The sequence below is a fragment of the Pseudomonas sp. Leaf127 genome (genome assembly GCF_001423155.1).
GTDB classification, from domain to species: Bacteria; Pseudomonadota; Gammaproteobacteria; order Pseudomonadales; family Pseudomonadaceae; genus Aquipseudomonas; species Aquipseudomonas ovata.
On the sequence record NZ_LMOA01000020.1, the window covers coordinates 54714 to 71196 of the forward strand.

The window sequence follows — 16483 nt, forward strand, 5'->3', positions numbered from 1 at the left end:
CAATGGACGCATGTTACAGCCTTGGCGGGCCGGGCAGCGCGCCGGGCGTACGACAAAGCCGGCAGTGACTTATTCTTTTTAGTGATAAGTGCCTCACTTTGCGTGATATGGGCTTTGGGCGTTTGCCGTTATGATAGGCACCCCCGCAGTCTGGATTGCGAATACGCCATGACCCTGCAGTATCAAACCATTGCCGATTGCATCGGCAACACACCACTGGTGCGCCTGCAGCGTATCGGTGGCGACACCCGCAATACCCTCCTGTTGAAGCTTGAAGGTAATAACCCCGCAGGCTCGGTCAAGGACCGCCCGGCGCTGTCGATGATCACCCGTGCCGAAGGGCGCGGCCAGATCCAGCCCGGTGACACGCTGATCGAGGCCACCTCCGGCAACACCGGCATCGCCCTGGCGATGGCGGCGGCCATCAAGGGTTACCGGATGATCCTGATCATGCCGGACAACTCCAGTGCCGAGCGCAAGGCCGCCATGACCGCCTATGGCGCCGAACTGATCCTGGTCAGCAAGGAAGAGGGCATGGAAGGTGCCCGCGACCTGGCCGAACGCATGCAGGCCGAAGGCCGCGGCAAGGTCCTGGACCAGTTCGCCAACGGTGACAACCCGCAGGCGCACTACACCAGCACCGGCCCGGAAATCTGGCAGCAGACCGCTGGCACCATTACTCATTTCGTCAGTTCGATGGGCACCACCGGCACCATCATGGGCACCTCGCGCTACCTCAAGGAGCAGAACCCGGCGGTGCAGATCGTCGGTCTGCAACCGATGGAAGGTGCTGCCATCCCCGGTATCCGCCGCTGGCCCGAAGAGTACCTGCCGCGTATCTATGAGTCCGATCGCGTCGATCGGATCATCGACATGGGCCAGGCCGAGGCCGAGGATGTGATGCGTCGCCTGGCACGCGAAGAAGGCATTTTCTGCGGCGTGTCCTCCGGCGGTGCCGTGGCCGGCATGCTGCGCCTGTCGCGTGAAGTCGAGAACGCCGTGATCGTCGCCATTATCTGTGACCGCGGCGACCGCTACCTGTCGACCGGCGTCTACGACGCCCCCAACTGATGGCCAAACACGAACGAGGGCTGCGCTTCCAGCCTGCCGGCGGGGTGAAAAACACCCAGGTGCCGGTCGGCAAGAAGCAGCGCCTGGTCATCGAGCGCCTGGCCAGTGATGGCCGCGGGATCGGCTTCGTCGAAGGCCGCACCTGGTTTGTCACCGGCAGCCTGGCCGGCGAAGACGTCGAGGCGCGGGTGCTCAATGCCCGGGGCAAGGTGGTCGAGGCGCGCACCGAGCGGGTCTTCAAGGCCAGCGAGGCGCGTCGGCCGGCGGCCTGTGAGTATTTCGGCCGCTGCGGCGGGTGCAGCGTGCAGCACATGCCCCACGCCCAGCAACTGGCGCTCAAGCAGGAGATGCTGGCCGAGCAGCTGCAGCGCGTGGCCGGTGTAGCGCCCGAGCAATGGGCGGCGCCCCTGGTCGGCCCCGAGCTGGGTTACCGGCGCCGGGCGCGGGTGGCGGTGCGCTGGGACCAGAAGGCGCGACGGCTGGACGTCGGTTTTCGGGCGGCAGCCAGTCAGGATATTGTCACCATCGGTCATTGCCCGGTGCTGGTGCCTGAGCTGCAACCGATGATGGCGCAACTGCCGGCCTTGCTCGCACGTCTTGGCAAACCCCAGGCATTGGGGCATGTCGAGCTGTTCAGCGGCACCTCGCGCGCCCTGTTGCTGCGTCATACCGCACCCCTGGTCGAGGCCGACCTGGGCATCCTGCATGACTTTTGCAAGGCTCATCAGGCGCAGCTCTGGCTGCACGGTGACGGCGAGCCATACCCGGTCGACCCGACGCAGGCGCTGGGCTATCGGCTTGAGCCCTGGAACCTGAGCCTGGCCTGGCGCCCCGGCGATTTCATCCAGGTCAATGCGCAGGTCAACACGTTGATGATCGAGCAGGCGCTGGACTGGCTGGCGCCGCAGCCTCATGAGCGGGTCATGGACCTGTTCTGCGGGCTGGGCAACTTTGCCTTGCCGCTGGCCGGCCAGGTGCTTGAAGTACTGGCCATCGAGGGCGTGCAGACGATGGTCGAGCGCGCCGCCCTCAACGCCCAGGCCAACGGGCTGGCCAACGTCACGTTCCGCCAGGCCGATCTTTCCGGCTCGCAGGCGGTGGCAGAGGGCGCTGTAGACGGGTGTTCTGCGGTACTCTTGGACCCACCGCGCGATGGCGCCTTTGATGTGGTGCGCCAGATCGGCCAGTCAGGCGCGCGGCGCCTGTTATATGTGTCATGTAACCCGGCAACCCTGGCCCGCGACACGGTCGAGCTGGTCAGGCAGGGCTACCGGTTAAAACGCGCCGGAATTCTCGACATGTTTCCGCAGACGGCGCATGTCGAGGCGATGGCTTTATTCGAAATGAGTGAGTGAGCAACGGTTCAGAGGATCGAGCCGGTACTGACAGGGAATCTCGTTTAATCCGACCGGCCCGCGAATGCCGGTGCTTGTGGGCCCCGCAAGTGGCATTCGCGCAAGAAGGCAGGCGACTGTCGGCGCTATTCATCGCGCCGTAGGGAAGGTAATGCATGGTACAGGTGAGAGCACACCAGCCGGTCAACACTGACGGCAGTATCAATCTCGACGCATGGCTCGATCATATCGTCAGCGTCGATCTGATTCTGGATCGCGAGGCCATGAAAGCGGCCTGCGAATTCGCCCGGCAAGCCGAGCAGCAGAACAAGGCCACCACCAACGATTGGGCGGATGGCACGTCCAGTTTCCAGACGGGACTGGAAATCGCCGAAATTCTGGCGGACCTCAAGCTCGACCAGGACACCCTGATCGCGGCGGTCATCTATCGCGGCGTGCGCGAAGGGGTCATCCCGCTGGCGCAGGTCGAAGAGCGCTTTGGTGCGACCGTGGCCAAGCTGATCGACGGCGTGCTGCGCATGGCCGCCATCAGCGCCAGCCTCAGCCCGCGCCAGTCGCTGGTGCTGGGCAGCCAGACCCAGGTCGAGAACCTGCGCAAGATGCTCGTGGCCATGGTCGACGACGTGCGCGTGGCGCTGATCAAGCTGGCCGAGCGTACCTGCGCGATTCGGGCGGTGAAGAACACCGACGAAGAAAAGCGCAACCGCGTCGCCCGTGAAGTCTTCGATATCTATGCGCCGCTGGCGCATCGCCTGGGCATCGGCCATATCAAATGGGAGCTGGAAGACCTGTCTTTCCGCTACCTGGAGCCCGAGCAGTACAAGCAGATCGCCAAGCTGCTGCACGAGCGGCGCCTGGACCGCGAGCGCTTCATCAATGATGTGATGAGCCAGCTCGACAACGAGCTGCAAGCCACCGGCGTCAAGGCCGACATCAGCGGCCGGGCCAAACACATCTATTCGATCTGGCGCAAGATGCAGCGCAAGGGCCTGGCCTTCAGCCAGATCTACGACGTGCGCGCCGTGCGCGTGCTGGTGCCGGAAATGCGCGACTGCTACACCGCGCTGGGTATCGTGCACACCTTGTGGCGGCACATTCCCAAGGAGTTCGACGACTACATCGCCAACCCCAAGGAAAACGGCTATCGCTCGCTGCACACCGCCGTCATCGGCCCGGAAGGCAAGGTGCTGGAAGTGCAGATCCGCACCCACGCCATGCACGAAGAGGCCGAGCTGGGGGTGTGTGCGCACTGGCGCTACAAGGGCACCGACGTCAAGTCCGGCTCCAACCACTACGAAGAGAAAATCTCGTGGCTGCGCCAGGTGCTGGAATGGCACGAAGAACTGGGCGATATCGGTGGCCTGGCCGAACAGCTGCGGGTCGACATCGAACCCGACCGTGTCTACGTGTTCACCCCGGACGGCCACGCCATCGACCTGCCCAAGGGGGCGACGCCGCTGGACTTTGCTTACCGGGTGCACACCGAGATCGGCCACAACTGCCGGGGCGCCAAGATCAACGGGCGCATCGTGCCGCTCAACTACAGCCTGCAGACCGGTGAGCAGGTCGAGATCATCACCAGCAAGCACGGCACGCCGAGCCGCGACTGGCTGAACTCCAACCTGGGCTACATCACCACCTCACGGGCACGGGCCAAGATCGTCCACTGGTTCAAGCTGCAGGCACGCGACCAGAACGTCGCCGCCGGCAAGACCCTGCTCGAACGCGAGCTGGCGCGTGTGGCGCTGGGCCAGGTCGACTTCGACAAGCTGGCCGAAAAAGCCAACTACAAGACCGCCGAGGACCTGTTCGCGGCCTTGGGTGCGGGCGATCTGCGCCTGACGCAACTGGTCAACCTGGCGCAACAGCAGGTCGAGCCGGAGCGCCTCAACGAAGTCGAGTTGATTCCGCGCAAGGCCACCGGCTACCGGCCGGGCAAGCGCGGCGACATCCAGATCCAGGGCGTCGGCAACCTGATGACGCAGATCGCCGGCTGCTGCCAGCCGGTGCCGGGCGACGCGATTGTCGGCTACATCACCCAGGGACGCGGCGTGACCATTCACCGTCAGGACTGCGCCTCGGTGCTGCAGCTGGGCGGCCGCGAGCCGGAACGGATCATCCAGGTCAGTTGGGGGCCGGCGCCGGTGCTCACCTACCCGGTGGACATCATCATTCGTGCCTATGACCGTTCAGGTCTGCTGCGTGACGTCACCCAGGTGCTGCTCAACGAGCGCATCAACGTGCTGGCGGTCAACACCCGCTCGAACAAGGAAGACAACACCGCGCTGATGTCGCTGACTATCGAGATTCCAGGGCTTGAGGCCCTGGGCCGGTTGCTGGGACGAATTGCCCAGTTGCCGAACATCATCGAAACCCGACGCAACAAGACATCGTAGGAGCGCACCGGCCAGGAAATCCCCCATGTATCAGTTGCAAGACCTGTTGAACCTCATGGCCCGGCTGCGTGATCCGCAGTACGGGTGCCCATGGGACGTGAAGCAGACCTACGCCAGTATCGTGCCGCATACGCTGGAAGAGGCTTATGAAGTGGCCGATACCATCGAACGGTCCGACTTTGCTCATCTTCAGGGTGAGCTGGGCGACCTGTTGTTTCAGGTGGTGTTCTACGCCCAGTTGGCCAAGGAAGAAGGGCGCTTCGAGTTCGATGCGGTGGTGGACGGCATCACCCGCAAGTTGCTGCGCCGCCATCCACATGTGTTTCCCACCGGCGAGCTGTATGCGCCGCTGGAAACCCCGCGCCTGAGCGAAAGCGAGGTCATTCGGCGCTGGGACGAGATCAAGGCCCAGGAGCGCGCTGAGCAGGCCGATGCCCCGGAGCAGTTGTCGTTGCTTGACGATGTGCCGGTGGCCTTGCCGGCGTTGTCGCGGGCCGGCAAATTGCAAAAGCGCGCGGCGCAGGTCGGATTTGACTGGCCGGCCGCCTTGCCGGTGGTCGACAAGGTCCGCGAAGAACTCGATGAAGTGCTGGAGGCCATGGCCGAAGGCGATGCCGGGCACATGGCCGATGAGATCGGTGATTTGCTGTTTTCAGTGGTGAATCTGGCGCGCCACCTTAAAGTCGACCCCGAAACTGCGCTACGCTCGGCAAACGGCAAGTTCGACCGGCGCTTTCGCTTCATCGAAGCGGTGGTGCGTGATCAGGGCCGTGCGCTTGAGGCGTGCAGCCTGGAAGAACTCGATGCCCTGTGGGGCGAAGCCAAACGACAGGAAAAGCATCCATCCCTGTGTGGTGTGGTGCGTGAAATCGAATAAGCGAGTAGACAATGAGCCTTTCCCTACGCGACCAGTTGCTCAAGGCAGGTCTGGTCAACGAAAAGCAGGCCAAGCAGGCCGGTAAAGCCAAGCAGAAAGAACAGCGCCTGGTGCACAAGGGCCAGATCGAGGCCGACGACTCGCAAAAGCGTGCCGCCCAGGAAGCGATGGCCGAAAAGGCCAGGCGTGACCAGGAGCTCAATCGCCAGCAGCAGGAAAAGGCCGAAGCCAAGGCCCGTGCCGCGCAGGTCAAGCAATTGATCGAAGTGTCACGCATTCCCAAGCTGACCACTGAAGACTATTACAACTTTGTCGACGACAAGAAGGTCAAGCGCATCCCGGTCAATGCGCTGGTGCGCAACAAGCTCAGCAGCGGCTCGCTGGCGATCGTGCACCATGGTGGGGGCTACGAGATCATCCCGCGCGAGCCGGCCCTGAAGATCCAGGAGCGCGACCCGCGCCGTATCGTGTTGCTCAATACCCCGACCGAAGCACCGGATGCCGACGACCCGTATGCGGCCTATCAGATCCCTGATGACCTGATGTGGTAAGCCTCTTCATCGGCTGATCAACGCAAAGACAAAACCCGCTCAAGGCGGGTTTTGTCTTTCAAGAGATCAGGCTCAGTGGCCTCTGCGATTTTCCTGTTCTTCGAGCTCGGCCTTGTAGCGCTGGGCATCGGACTCGTCATGGAACATGCCGACCAGTTGATCCTGCTGGTAGACGTCCCAGACGTGAATGCCGTGGGCTACGGTTTCATGGGAAAGGTGGGCATCGTCGCGCTCGGTCACTTTTACAGTCATGTCGTTCAGCTCCTGAATCTGGAAACTGCGGCGATCTGTCGCAGGCCTTCTTTATAGGTTTTGTTAGCTTCCTAAGTAAAGCCCTTGTGCAGGGCAATATGTGGCTGAACTATCCTGAAAATTATTCAAGCTATTGATTTATAAGGATTTGATTGTTTCTTAATGTTTCATGAAGCATTTTTCATGTAGGCGCCCGGCACTTTTCTACTGGCGAAAAAAAGCCCCGGTTCTCGCGAGCCGGGGCTTTTTGCTGCCGCAGGCCTGGCGCTTAGCTGCCCTTGACGGCCTTGCCGTTGACCGTACCGTCCTGAAGCATGATGTTGTACTCCTTGCCGTCGGTCTCGACCTGTTGCAGGCGCACCAGCAGGTAATCCCAGTCCTTGGCGAACCAGAGCACGGTGGTGCGTTTGCTCTGCGTCGGGTCGCGCACGCGCTCGACCTTGATGGCATCGATCTGGCCGGCCTTGGTGCTGACCTTTTCAGACCCCAGGACGCGGAAGTCATAGGTGTCCAGTTCGTCGCCGTCGACCACCTGGTAGCTCATGCTTTTCTTGCCGGCGGCCACGTCGTGCTGCAAGGCCAGTTGATAGGTGGACTTGTCGAGCACGCCGCGGTTGATCGGCAGTTTGACGGCATCGCTGCGGTCGGAGCCGGTGACGAACTTGGTCGACCAGTCGAACACCAGGTCGACCTTCTTGGACTTGCCCAGGCCGCTGCGTTCAAAGTTGTAGGTCAGCGGCACCATGACGTCTTTGTCGACCTTCAAAGTGCTCGACTCGGACAGGCTGGCAATGACCATCGACGCCTTGAAATCGAGATTCCAGACGCCATCGGCACCGGCTTTCAGGCTGCGCTCGGCGGTGCCGCTCATGGGCAGTTGCTTCCAGTCGGCGGTGTAGCTGGCGGAGAAGGGCTGAAGGTCGGCTGCCTGGCTGGCGGGCAGGGCAAGCAAAGCAGCAGCGAAGAGCAAGGCACGACGCATGGAATCTCCTAGTTTCGAATCAGATGGCCGCTGGCCGGGAGCAACTGGCCATCGAGGGAAGCGCCTTGTTCGTCAAGACGCAGACGGTCTTCGACGAACCAGCGGATGGCCAATGGGTAAATCCGGTGTTCCTGGGCATGGACACGCTGCGCCAGGGTTTCAGGGGAGTCGTGCAACTCTACCGAAACCACCGACTGTACGACCAGCGGTCCGCCATCGAGTTCCTCGGTGACGAAGTGCACGCTGCAGCCATGCTCGGTATCACCGGCCTCCAGCGCCCTTTGATGCGTGTGCAAGCCCTTGTAGAGGGGCAGCAGCGAGGGGTGGATGTTGAGCAGGCGACCCTGGTAGTGGCGCACGAAATCGCCGCTGAGGATGCGCATGAACCCGGCCAGCACGACCAGGTCCGGCGCGAAACCGTCGATCAGTTCGGCCAGGGCGGCGTCGAAGGCCTCGCGGCCCGCGAAATCCTTGTGGTCCAGGACACGGGTGCTGATACCCGCGTCCCTGGCCCGTTGCAGGCCGAAGGCATCGGCGCGGTTGGAAATCACCGCGACGATGCGCGCCGGGCTGCCGGCCTCACTGAACTGGTCGATCATCGCTTGCAGGTTGCTGCCGCTACCGGACAGCAACACCACTACATTGCGCGCCACTGGACTCGACGCTGGCATCAATGTGCCTTGAGGTTTTTCAGCTCGACCTGGGCCGCGCCTTCGGCGGCCGTGGCGATCTGGCCGATCACCCATGGCTGCTCGCCGGCCTCGCGCAGTACGTTCAGCGCCTGCTCGACGTGCTCCTGGGCCACACAGATGACCATGCCCACGCCGCAGTTCAGGACACGGTGCATTTCGTGTTCTTCGACGTTGCCCTGCTGCTGCAGCCAGTCGAAGACCGCCGGACGCTGCCAGCTGGCCACGTCGACCACGGCCTGGGCGCCTTCAGGCAGCACGCGCGGGATGTTGTCCAGCAGGCCGCCACCGGTGATGTGGGCCATGGCCTTGACCGCGCCGGTGTCCTTGATCAGCTTGAGCAGTGGCTTGACGTAGATGCGCGTCGGGGCCATCAGCAGTTCGGTCAGCGGCTTGCCGTCGAGCTGGATGTTCTCGATGTCGGCACCGGCCACTTCGATGATCTTGCGGATCAGCGAGTAACCGTTGGAGTGCGGGCCCGACGACGGCAGGGCGATCAGGGCGTCACCGCTGGCCACTTTGGAGCCGTCGATGATCTCGGCCTTTTCCACCACGCCGACGCAGAAGCCGGCCAGGTCGTAGTCTTCGCCTTCGTACATGCCGGGCATTTCGGCGGTCTCGCCGCCCACCAGCGAGCAGCCGGCCAGTTCACAGCCGGCGCCGATGCCGGTCACCACCTGAGCGGCGGTGTCGACATTGAGCTTGCCGGTGGCGTAGTAGTCGAGGAAGAACAATGGCTCGGCGCCACAGACCACCAGGTCGTTGACGCACATGGCCACCAGGTCGATGCCGATGGTGTCGTGCTTGTTCAGGTTCAGCGCCAGGCGCAGCTTGGTGCCTACACCGTCGGTGCCGGAAACCAGCACGGGCTGTTTGTAGCCGGCCGGGATTTCGCAAAGCGCGCCGAAACCTCCCAGACCGCCCATGACCTCGGGGCGCGCGGTCCGCTTGGCCACGCCTTTGATGCGTTGGACCAATGCTTCACCGGCGTCGATGTCTACACCGGCGTCTTTGTAGCTGATGGAGGGTTGCTTGCTCATAAAAAAATCCAGGCCTTCAGGGGGATTCGGAGGATCGACCGCGACACCCAGGTTTTGCACATGCATGCATGCCGTACCGGAGTCGGTGCCATTTTCGGTCTGTGAAGGCGCGCGATTTTAGCAGGCTTGCCGCGCCGGGGCCATCCTTGGGGCCGAGCGGTGCCGGTGCTCAGGTTCGGTTAAGGCGTCGACCTGTACAATAACGCCCTTGATGTGAATGATTGAGGCTTTGTTGTTGTCTCAAGCCTCGTATTGACTGCTGCCATCTTCCGTTCGGGAACTGCCCCATGCGTCTTTCCAGCTACCTTCTTCTTGGCTGCCTGAGCCTGGCAAGCCTGCCGACGCTCGCGCAGACCGTGAACAACCTTTATCAAGTGCGTGAGCCGGTGGCCAGCCAGGCGCCCGACGAGCGCGACCGTGCCACCCAGGCGGCGGTGCAGACCCTGGTGCAGCGCCTGACCGGCAATGCCAAGGCGCCGCTGGCCGAGGTGCGCAAGAACCCTCAACAGATCATCAGCCAGTACGGCTATGAAGCGGGGCCGCCGGAGAAGCTGCTGGTGGATTTCGACCCGGCCAGCACCGACCGCGCCTTGCGTCAGGCCGGGCTGCCGATCTGGGGCAGCAACCGGCCCAGCATTCTGGGCTGGTGGCTGATCGATTCCGTCGAAGGTTCCAACCTGGTTGGCGACGGCCAGGGCGCCGCCGAACCGCTGCGCCGCGCCGCCGAGCATCGCGGTCTGCCCTTGCACCTGCCGCTTGCTGACCTGGGCGAGCAGGGCGTGGGCACCGCCGAGCACCTGGCCGACAAGGACGGCGTTGACATCAAGCAGGCTTCCGAGCGTTACGGCACCGACGCGATCCTGGCCGTGCATGCCCGTGAAGAAAGTGGGCAGTGGCAAGGCACCTGGCGTCTGTGGCTGGGCGATACCCGGGAGCAGGGCAAGGCCAGCGGGGCGAGCGTCGAAGCCTTGGCCGATGCCGTGATGCTGGCAGTCAGCGAGCGCCTGGCGCCGCGCTTTGCCGTCAAGCCAGGCGCGGTCGCCAGTGCCTTGCAGGTGCAGTTCCAGGGCTCGACGCTGGAGCGTTATGCCGAGCTGCAACGCTTGCTCGACCCCTTCGGCGGGCGCCTGGCGCTGGTCGAAGGCGACCGGCTGACGTTCGACGTCAGTGCCAGTGCCGAGCAGGTCCGTTCGCAACTGGCCCTGGCCCGCTTGCAGGAAGTCCCGGCCAGCGAGGCGCTGCCGGTCCAGGCGAGCGGGCCGGTAACCGCGCCCGCAACACCACCAGGTACTGCTGCACCGGCGCCCGCGCCGGCCAATGCCCCCCAGTTATACTTTCGCTGGTAAGGGTGCAAATGATGTTTTCCAGGTGCAGAGGCATTAAATGACGGATTCGCGGCGTTGGTTCTGGCTGGGTGGTGCGGTGTTGCTGCTGGTCTTTCTGGGGGTGCTGCACACCATTCTGATGCCGTTTCTGGTGGCATTGCTGCTGGCTTATATGGGTGACCCGCTGGTCGATCGCCTGGAGCGACTCGGCCTGTCCCGTACATTGGGCGTGGTGGCGGTGTTCGGCTTGTTCACTCTGGTGCTGATGGCCTTGCTGCTGGTGCTGGTGCCGATGCTGTTCCGTCAGTTGATGCGCCTCTACGAGCTGGCGCCGCAAATACTCGACTGGCTGCAGCACACAGCGTTGCCCTGGGCCCAGGCCAAGTTTGGCCTGTCCGATGGTTTCTGGCGTTTCGACAAGCTCAAGACCTCGCTGTCCGGGCACATAGGCGAAGCGGGTGATGTCGTCAGCCTGGTGTTGTCGCAGGCCACGGCTTCAAGCCTGGCGTTGATTGGCTGGCTGACCAACCTGGTGCTGATCCCGGTGGTGTGCTTCTACCTGTTGCGTGACTGGGACGTGATGATGGGCAAGATCCACGGCCTGCTGCCGCGCCAGCGCGAGGCGCGCATCGTCAGCCTGGCCGGTGAGTGTCATGAGGTGCTGGGCGCGTTCATTCGCGGTCAGTTGCTGGTGATGGTGGCGCTGGGGGTGATCTACGCCGCCGGCCTGATGCTGGTGGGCCTGGAACTGGGCCTGCTGATCGGTGTGATCGCCGGGCTGGCGGCCATCGTGCCTTATATGGGCTTTGTGATCGGCATTGGCGCGGCGCTGATCGCCGGGCTGTTCCAGTTTGGCGGTGACCTGTATCCGATGCTGGGCATCGTGGCGGTGTTCATGGTCGGCCAGGCACTGGAAGGCATGGTGCTGACGCCGTTGCTGGTGGGCGATCGCATCGGCCTGCACCCGGTGGCGGTGATTTTCGCGATCCTGGCCGGTGGCGAACTGTTCGGTTTTACCGGCATCCTGTTGGCACTGCCGGTGGCTGCGGTGATCATGGTGCTGTTGCGTCATGTTCATACGCTATACAAGGCGTCGGATGTCTACGCCGGCACGCGCGATCCGGAGCTTTGAGCGCACTGGCACTGGGCGCGCCTGCAAGCCTTTGATTTTCCTTGGGGTGCGTCGCATTGTGCGGCCCGCCTTGCAGGTATAGACTTTGCATTCTTTTTCGCGAGGTTCGCTTGCTCCCAGGAAGCGCCCAGCCAGCATGAAACCCGTTCAGCTGCCCTTGAGTGTGCGTCTGCGTGACGACGCCACGTTCGTCAATTACTACCCCGGCGCCAATGCAGCGGCGCTGGGCTATGTCGAGCGCCTGTGTGAAGCGGACGCGGGGTGGACCGAAAGCCTGATCTACCTGTGGGGCAAGGACGGGGTAGGTCGTACGCACCTGTTGCAGGCCGCGTGCCTGCGTTTCAAGCAGCTCGGGGAGCCGGCGGTGTACTTGCCCCTGGCCCAGTTGCTCGAAGAGGGTGTGGAGCTGTTCGACCATCTGGAGCAATACGAGCTGGTGTGCCTGGACGACCTGCAGGCCATTGCCGGCAAGCCGGACTGGGAAGAAGCGCTGTTCCATCTGTTCAATCGCCTGCGCGACAGCGGCCGACGCCTGCTGATCGCCGCCTCCAAGTCGCCCCGTGAACTGCCGATCAAGCTGCCCGACCTCAAGTCGCGGCTGACCATGGCCCTGGTGTTCCAGATGCGCGGCCTGTCCGATGAAGACAAACTGCGTGCACTGCAATTGCGCGCGTCACGCCGCGGCCTGCACCTCACCGACGACGTCGGGCACTTCATCCTCACGCGCGGCACGCGCAGCATGAGCGCGCTGTTCGATCTGCTTGAGCGCCTCGACCAGGCGTCATTGCAGGAGAAGCGCAAGCTGACTATTCCCTTTCTCAAGGAAACCCTTGGGTGGTAGACCCGCAGTTGATGCGCCAGGCCGGTGCAGCGTTGCGCCATGCCCGCCGCATTCTGGTGATCACCGGGGCCGGGCTGTCCGCCGATTCGGGGTTGCCGACCTACCGGGGCGTCGGCGGCCTGTACAACGGCCGCACCGATGACGACCTGCCCATCGAAGTGGCCCTGTCGGGGCCGATGCTGCGCCGCGACCCGGCACTGTGCTGGAAGTACATTGCTCAGCTGGGCAGTGCCTGCCTGGGCGGCGAACCCAATGTCGCGCATTACGCCATTGCCCAGTTGCAGCGTCTCAAGCCCGAGTGCTGGGTGCTGACCCAGAACGTCGACGGTTATCACCGTGCCGCTGGCAGTCCGCCGGAACGACTGATCGAAATTCATGGGCAGATGGCGCCGCTGTTCTGCCAGGCATGCGGCGCACAGGATCCTCACCTGAGCGAGCACCTGCAACGACCCTTGCCGCCCCTCTGCAGGGTGTGTAATGGCATTTTGCGACCGCCGGTCGTGTTGTTTCAGGAAATGCTGCCGGAACAGGCCTTGAGCGCTCTGGAACAGCAGATGAGCCTGGGGTTCGATGCGGTTCTAAGCATTGGCACCACTGCCAGTTTTCCTTATATCCAGGAACCTGTGCTGCGCGCCCGTGTCTCAGGCGGGTTTACCTTGGAAATCAATCCTTTGGCCACTGATCACAGTGCCGCCATGGACGTGTTTCTCAAGGGGCGGGCGGCACATGTCATGCCTGAACTCATAAGTCACATTTAATTCGATAGAATTTGCAAATCACTTTCATTGAAGGCATAGTCGCGGCTCCTGAATTTTCCGCCACGGTCGTGCCCATGCAAGTTGTTCGCTTCGCACCCCTCGTGCCACTGCTTTTTGCCACGTTTCTGTTCGGTTGCTCGACCCAGTCATCGGTCACCCAGCCGCAGCCTGAACACCAGGCGCAGTACACCCATTCCATCACCGCCCAGTCCGGCGCGCGTCATGCCCACACTGCTCAATTGCAGCAGGAGCAGGAAGCCGAAGAAGAACTGGCCGGGTTCTCCAGAAACACCTCCTACCAGTTGCCGTTGCTGGCCGACTCCATTCTGGAACGCGGCAAGTCGCTGATCGGTACGCGCTACCGTTTTGGCGGCAGCTCGACTACCTCGGGCTTCGATTGCAGCGGTTTCATCAATTTCCTGTTCCGCGAAGAGGCCGGCATGAGCCTGCCGCGTTCGAGCCGGGAAATGATCAATATCGATGCACCGCAGGTTGCCCGCCGCGACCTCAAGCCGGGTGACCTGCTGTTCTTCAGCACCGCCGGTCGCGGTCGTGTCAGCCATGCAGCGATCTACCTGGGGGATGCGCAGTTCATTCATTCCAGCAGCCGCCGCAGCGGCGGAGTCCGGATCGACAGCCTGGACGACTCGTACTGGAGCAAGACCTTCATCGAGGCCAAGCGCGCCCTGGTGCTGGCACCGCCAAGCGGCGACGTGCAGACCACGGCGATGACCTCGACCAGCGTAAAACCCGCTACTATCAAACGCCATAAATAACGTGATGCCCGGTCCCTGACCGGGCTTTGTGCTTTCGGCAACAAGGCCGCATCCGAAGGGAGTAGTTGTGGTTATGTCGATGACGTTACGCCTGATGGTGATTTCCCTCGCAGCGCTGCTCGGCGCCTGCGCCAGCGCACCACCCCCCCAGAAACCCCGTATCGTTCAGCGCCCCGTGCTGGCTGCGCCCGCGACCGTAGCGTCACCGGCGGTCGAGGATGTGCTGTTTCGTGCCTTGGGGCTGGTGGGTACGCCATATCGCTGGGGCGGCAATACCCCGGATTCCGGTTTCGATTGCAGCGGGCTGATCGGCTATGTGTACCGTGACATGGCCGGCATCAGCCTGCCACGCTCGACGCGCGACATGATCGTGATGAATGCCCCCACCGTGGGGCGTGAACAGTTGCAGACCGGCGACCTGGTGTTCTTCGCCACCTCCGGCGGCTCGCAGGTGTCGCATGCCGGTATCTATGTCGGTGAAGGGCGCTTCGTGCATGCACCGGCCACCGGTGGCACGGTCAAGCTCGACAGCCTGAGCAAGCCTTACTGGCAGAAGGCCTATCTGAACGCCAAGCGCGTGATCCGCCCGGAAAGCCTGGCGCAGAACGGCCGGTGATTCACAGTCTTTATTCTGCCCGGTAGGAGCGCGCTTGCCCGCGACCGGCTGCGTTAGCAGTCGTAAAATTTCAGCGTTTAATCAATTTCTGTGAGCGCTACGCACTCGGTCGCGGTGGTCCGGCATTCCGTCCTACCTGGCTGATGTCACGCGCCAGATGCGGTTGCCTACATCGTCCGCCACCAGCAGGCCGCCACGCTGGTCGTTGACCACGCCCACCGGGCGGCCCAGGGCTTTCTCGTCCTTGTCCAGGAATCCGCTCAGCACATCGACCGGCTGGCCTGCAGGCTTTCCGGCCTTGAACGGGATGAACACCACCTTGTAGCCGCTGTGCGGCTTGCGGTTCCATGAGCCGTGCTGGCCGATGAACATTCCCTGATCGAACGGCGCGGCCAGGGTCTTGCCGTCGGCGAACACCAGCCCGAGCGAAGCGGTGTGCGGCCCCACGGCGTAATCGGGCACCAGGGCGCTGGCGACTTTCTGCGGGTCTTGTGGCTGCACGCGCTCATCGACGTGTTGGCCGTAGTAGCTGTAGGGCCAGCCATAAAAGCCGCCGTCCTGCACCGAGGTCACGTAGTCGGGCACCAGGTCGCTGCCGATTTCGTCGCGCTCGTTGACGGCGGTCCAGAGTTTGCCGGTCACCGGTTCCCAGTCCATGCCGTTGGGGTTGCGCAGCCCCGAGGCGAAGAGGCGTTTCTGCCCTGAAGCGCGGTCCACTTCCCAGATGGCGGCGCGCCCCTGTTCCTGGTCCATGCCGTTCTCGCCGACATTGCTGTTGGAGCCGACCGTGACGTACAGCTTGCTGCCGTCGAGGCTGGCGATCACGTTTTTGGTCCAGTGGTGATTCAGCTCGCCACCTGGCAGGTCAGTGATCACCGCAGGTGGCCTGCTGATCCGGGTCTGGCCGCTTTCATAGGGGAAGCCGAGCAGGCGATCGGTGTCAGCGACGTACAGCGTATTACCCACCAGCGTCATGCCGAACGGTGAGTTGAGGTTTTCCAGCAGCACCGAGCGGGTCTCGGCAACGCCGTCACGGTCGGCATCGCGCAGCAGGGTGATGCGGTTGGCGCTGGGCACGCCGGCCCCGGCGCGGCTCATGATCTTTCTGGCGATCCAGTCACGCACGCCCCCAGTATTTTCCTTAGCGGGCGTGTTGGATTCGGCCACCAGCACATCGCCGTTGGGCAAGACATACAGCCAGCGCGGATGGTCCAGGCCTTCGGCAAAGGCGGCCACTTGCGTGCCGGGGGCGGCGACCGGCTTGCCGCCCTCGGGCCAGCCGATGGCCGGGGCGATATTGACCGTCGGCAGCAGGGTCTTGTTGGGGGCGGGCAGCTGCGGGGCAGGGCCCGAGCCGTCGGCCACTTGCAGGCTGGCGGTTTCGCCACAGGCTGCCAGGCCGCCTGCGGTGAGCAGGATGATTGCGCAATGCGGGACACGCTTGAGCATGGTGAGGCCTCGCCATAAACCAAAAGCTGATTATGGATAGAGAAAGCGCCGTCCGTGAGGTTCAATTCAATACTGTTTGACGCTGTTTACCCAACCCTCTACCCTTCGCCGCTTGTTTCAGGTGCCTTGCAATCATCGATTGGCGAGGTGAAACAGGGAAGCCGGTCAGGACCTGTCCAATTCCGGCGCTGCCCCCGCAACGGTAGATGAGTCAAGGCGGTGTCCAACGCCACTGGGTTTGCCCGGGAAGGCGCACCGCCAGGGGTAACACCCGCTCATGAGCCCGGAGACCGGCCTGTCACTCTTTCCACAGCATCACGGCGGGCGATGCTCTGCAACGGGTACGCGCCTGGCGGCCCGAGGCTGTCCTGTC

The 16483-nt window shown here is 63.1% G+C and carries 16 protein-coding genes and 1 riboswitch; of the genes, 11 read left to right on the plus strand and 5 right to left on the minus strand.

Annotated features, from left to right (window positions below; all coding sequences use genetic code 11):
- Positions 1-168 precede the first annotated feature (168 nt).
- From cysM to ASF84_RS10910, 5 genes are all read left to right on the plus strand, one after another.
- Positions 169-1071, plus strand: a complete 903-nt coding sequence (cysM, locus tag ASF84_RS10890; protein ID WP_056838145.1) for a cysteine synthase CysM — start codon at positions 169-171, stop codon at positions 1069-1071.
- Positions 1071-2426, plus strand: a complete 1356-nt coding sequence (gene rlmD, locus ASF84_RS10895) for a 23S rRNA (uracil(1939)-C(5))-methyltransferase RlmD (RefSeq protein WP_056838147.1) — start codon at positions 1071-1073, stop codon at positions 2424-2426. Before cysM ends, rlmD begins: the two co-directional genes overlap by 1 nt.
- 155 nt (positions 2427-2581) lie before the next feature.
- Complete coding sequence (relA, locus tag ASF84_RS10900) at positions 2582-4822, plus strand: GTP diphosphokinase (RefSeq protein WP_056838150.1); 2241 nt, start codon at positions 2582-2584, stop codon at positions 4820-4822.
- A gap of 25 nt (positions 4823-4847) precedes the next feature.
- The gene (mazG, locus tag ASF84_RS10905; protein ID WP_056838152.1) at positions 4848-5699 is read left to right on the plus strand and encodes a nucleoside triphosphate pyrophosphohydrolase; all 852 of its coding nucleotides are present in this window, start codon (positions 4848-4850) and stop codon (positions 5697-5699) included.
- Between the two features lie 11 nt (positions 5700-5710).
- Positions 5711-6250 carry a DUF2058 domain-containing protein gene (locus ASF84_RS10910; RefSeq protein WP_056838154.1) on the plus strand — a complete coding sequence of 180 codons (540 nt, stop codon included), beginning with the start codon at positions 5711-5713 and terminating at the stop codon, positions 6248-6250.
- Positions 6251-6322: 72 nt separating this feature from the next.
- Here the strand turns inward: ASF84_RS10910 and ASF84_RS10915 are convergent, their stop codons facing one another.
- The 4 genes from ASF84_RS10915 to purM form a co-directional block, all read right to left on the minus strand.
- The gene (locus ASF84_RS10915; RefSeq protein ID WP_056838156.1) at positions 6323-6502 is read right to left on the minus strand and encodes a DUF3110 domain-containing protein; all 180 of its coding nucleotides are present in this window, start codon (positions 6500-6502) and stop codon (positions 6323-6325) included.
- A 268-nt stretch (positions 6503-6770) separates the two neighbouring features.
- Positions 6771-7484, minus strand: coding sequence for a DUF3108 domain-containing protein (locus tag ASF84_RS10920; protein ID WP_056838158.1), 714 nt, complete (start codon positions 7482-7484; stop codon positions 6771-6773).
- Between the two features lie 8 nt (positions 7485-7492).
- Positions 7493-8155 carry a phosphoribosylglycinamide formyltransferase gene (gene purN, locus ASF84_RS10925; RefSeq protein ID WP_056838160.1) on the minus strand — a complete coding sequence of 221 codons (663 nt, stop codon included), beginning with the start codon at positions 8153-8155 and terminating at the stop codon, positions 7493-7495.
- Positions 8155-9213, minus strand: coding sequence for a phosphoribosylformylglycinamidine cyclo-ligase (purM, locus tag ASF84_RS10930; protein ID WP_056839050.1), 1059 nt, complete (start codon positions 9211-9213; stop codon positions 8155-8157). Before purM ends, purN begins: the two co-directional genes overlap by 1 nt.
- 287 nt (positions 9214-9500) lie before the next feature.
- Here purM and ASF84_RS10935 point away from each other — a divergent pair, with 287 nt between their 5' ends.
- From ASF84_RS10935 to ASF84_RS10960, 6 genes are all read left to right on the plus strand, one after another.
- Positions 9501-10559 carry a DUF2066 domain-containing protein gene (locus ASF84_RS10935; protein ID WP_056838162.1) on the plus strand — a complete coding sequence of 353 codons (1059 nt, stop codon included), beginning with the start codon at positions 9501-9503 and terminating at the stop codon, positions 10557-10559.
- Between the two features lie 37 nt (positions 10560-10596).
- Positions 10597-11670, plus strand: a complete 1074-nt coding sequence (locus ASF84_RS10940) for an AI-2E family transporter (protein WP_056838164.1) — start codon at positions 10597-10599, stop codon at positions 11668-11670.
- 136 nt (positions 11671-11806) lie between these two features.
- Positions 11807-12511, plus strand: a complete 705-nt coding sequence (hda, locus tag ASF84_RS10945) for a DnaA regulatory inactivator Hda (protein ID WP_056838166.1) — start codon at positions 11807-11809, stop codon at positions 12509-12511.
- Complete coding sequence (locus ASF84_RS10950) at positions 12505-13269, plus strand: NAD-dependent deacylase (RefSeq protein ID WP_056838168.1); 765 nt, start codon at positions 12505-12507, stop codon at positions 13267-13269. Before hda ends, ASF84_RS10950 begins: the two co-directional genes overlap by 7 nt.
- A 74-nt stretch (positions 13270-13343) precedes the next feature.
- The gene (locus tag ASF84_RS10955; RefSeq protein WP_056838171.1) at positions 13344-14045 is read left to right on the plus strand and encodes a C40 family peptidase; all 702 of its coding nucleotides are present in this window, start codon (positions 13344-13346) and stop codon (positions 14043-14045) included.
- 73 nt (positions 14046-14118) lie between these two features.
- Positions 14119-14661, plus strand: coding sequence for a C40 family peptidase (locus ASF84_RS10960; RefSeq protein ID WP_056838173.1), 543 nt, complete (start codon positions 14119-14121; stop codon positions 14659-14661).
- A 132-nt stretch (positions 14662-14793) separates the two neighbouring features.
- On the opposite strand, the gene ASF84_RS10965 is transcribed toward ASF84_RS10960, so the two are convergent.
- Positions 14794-16110 (minus strand): PQQ-dependent sugar dehydrogenase, encoded by a 1317-nt coding sequence (locus ASF84_RS10965; RefSeq protein ID WP_056838175.1) that lies wholly within the window; start codon positions 16108-16110, stop codon positions 14794-14796.
- A gap of 102 nt (positions 16111-16212) precedes the next feature.
- Positions 16213-16423: riboswitch (cobalamin riboswitch) on the plus strand.
- Positions 16424-16483 lie beyond the last annotated feature (60 nt).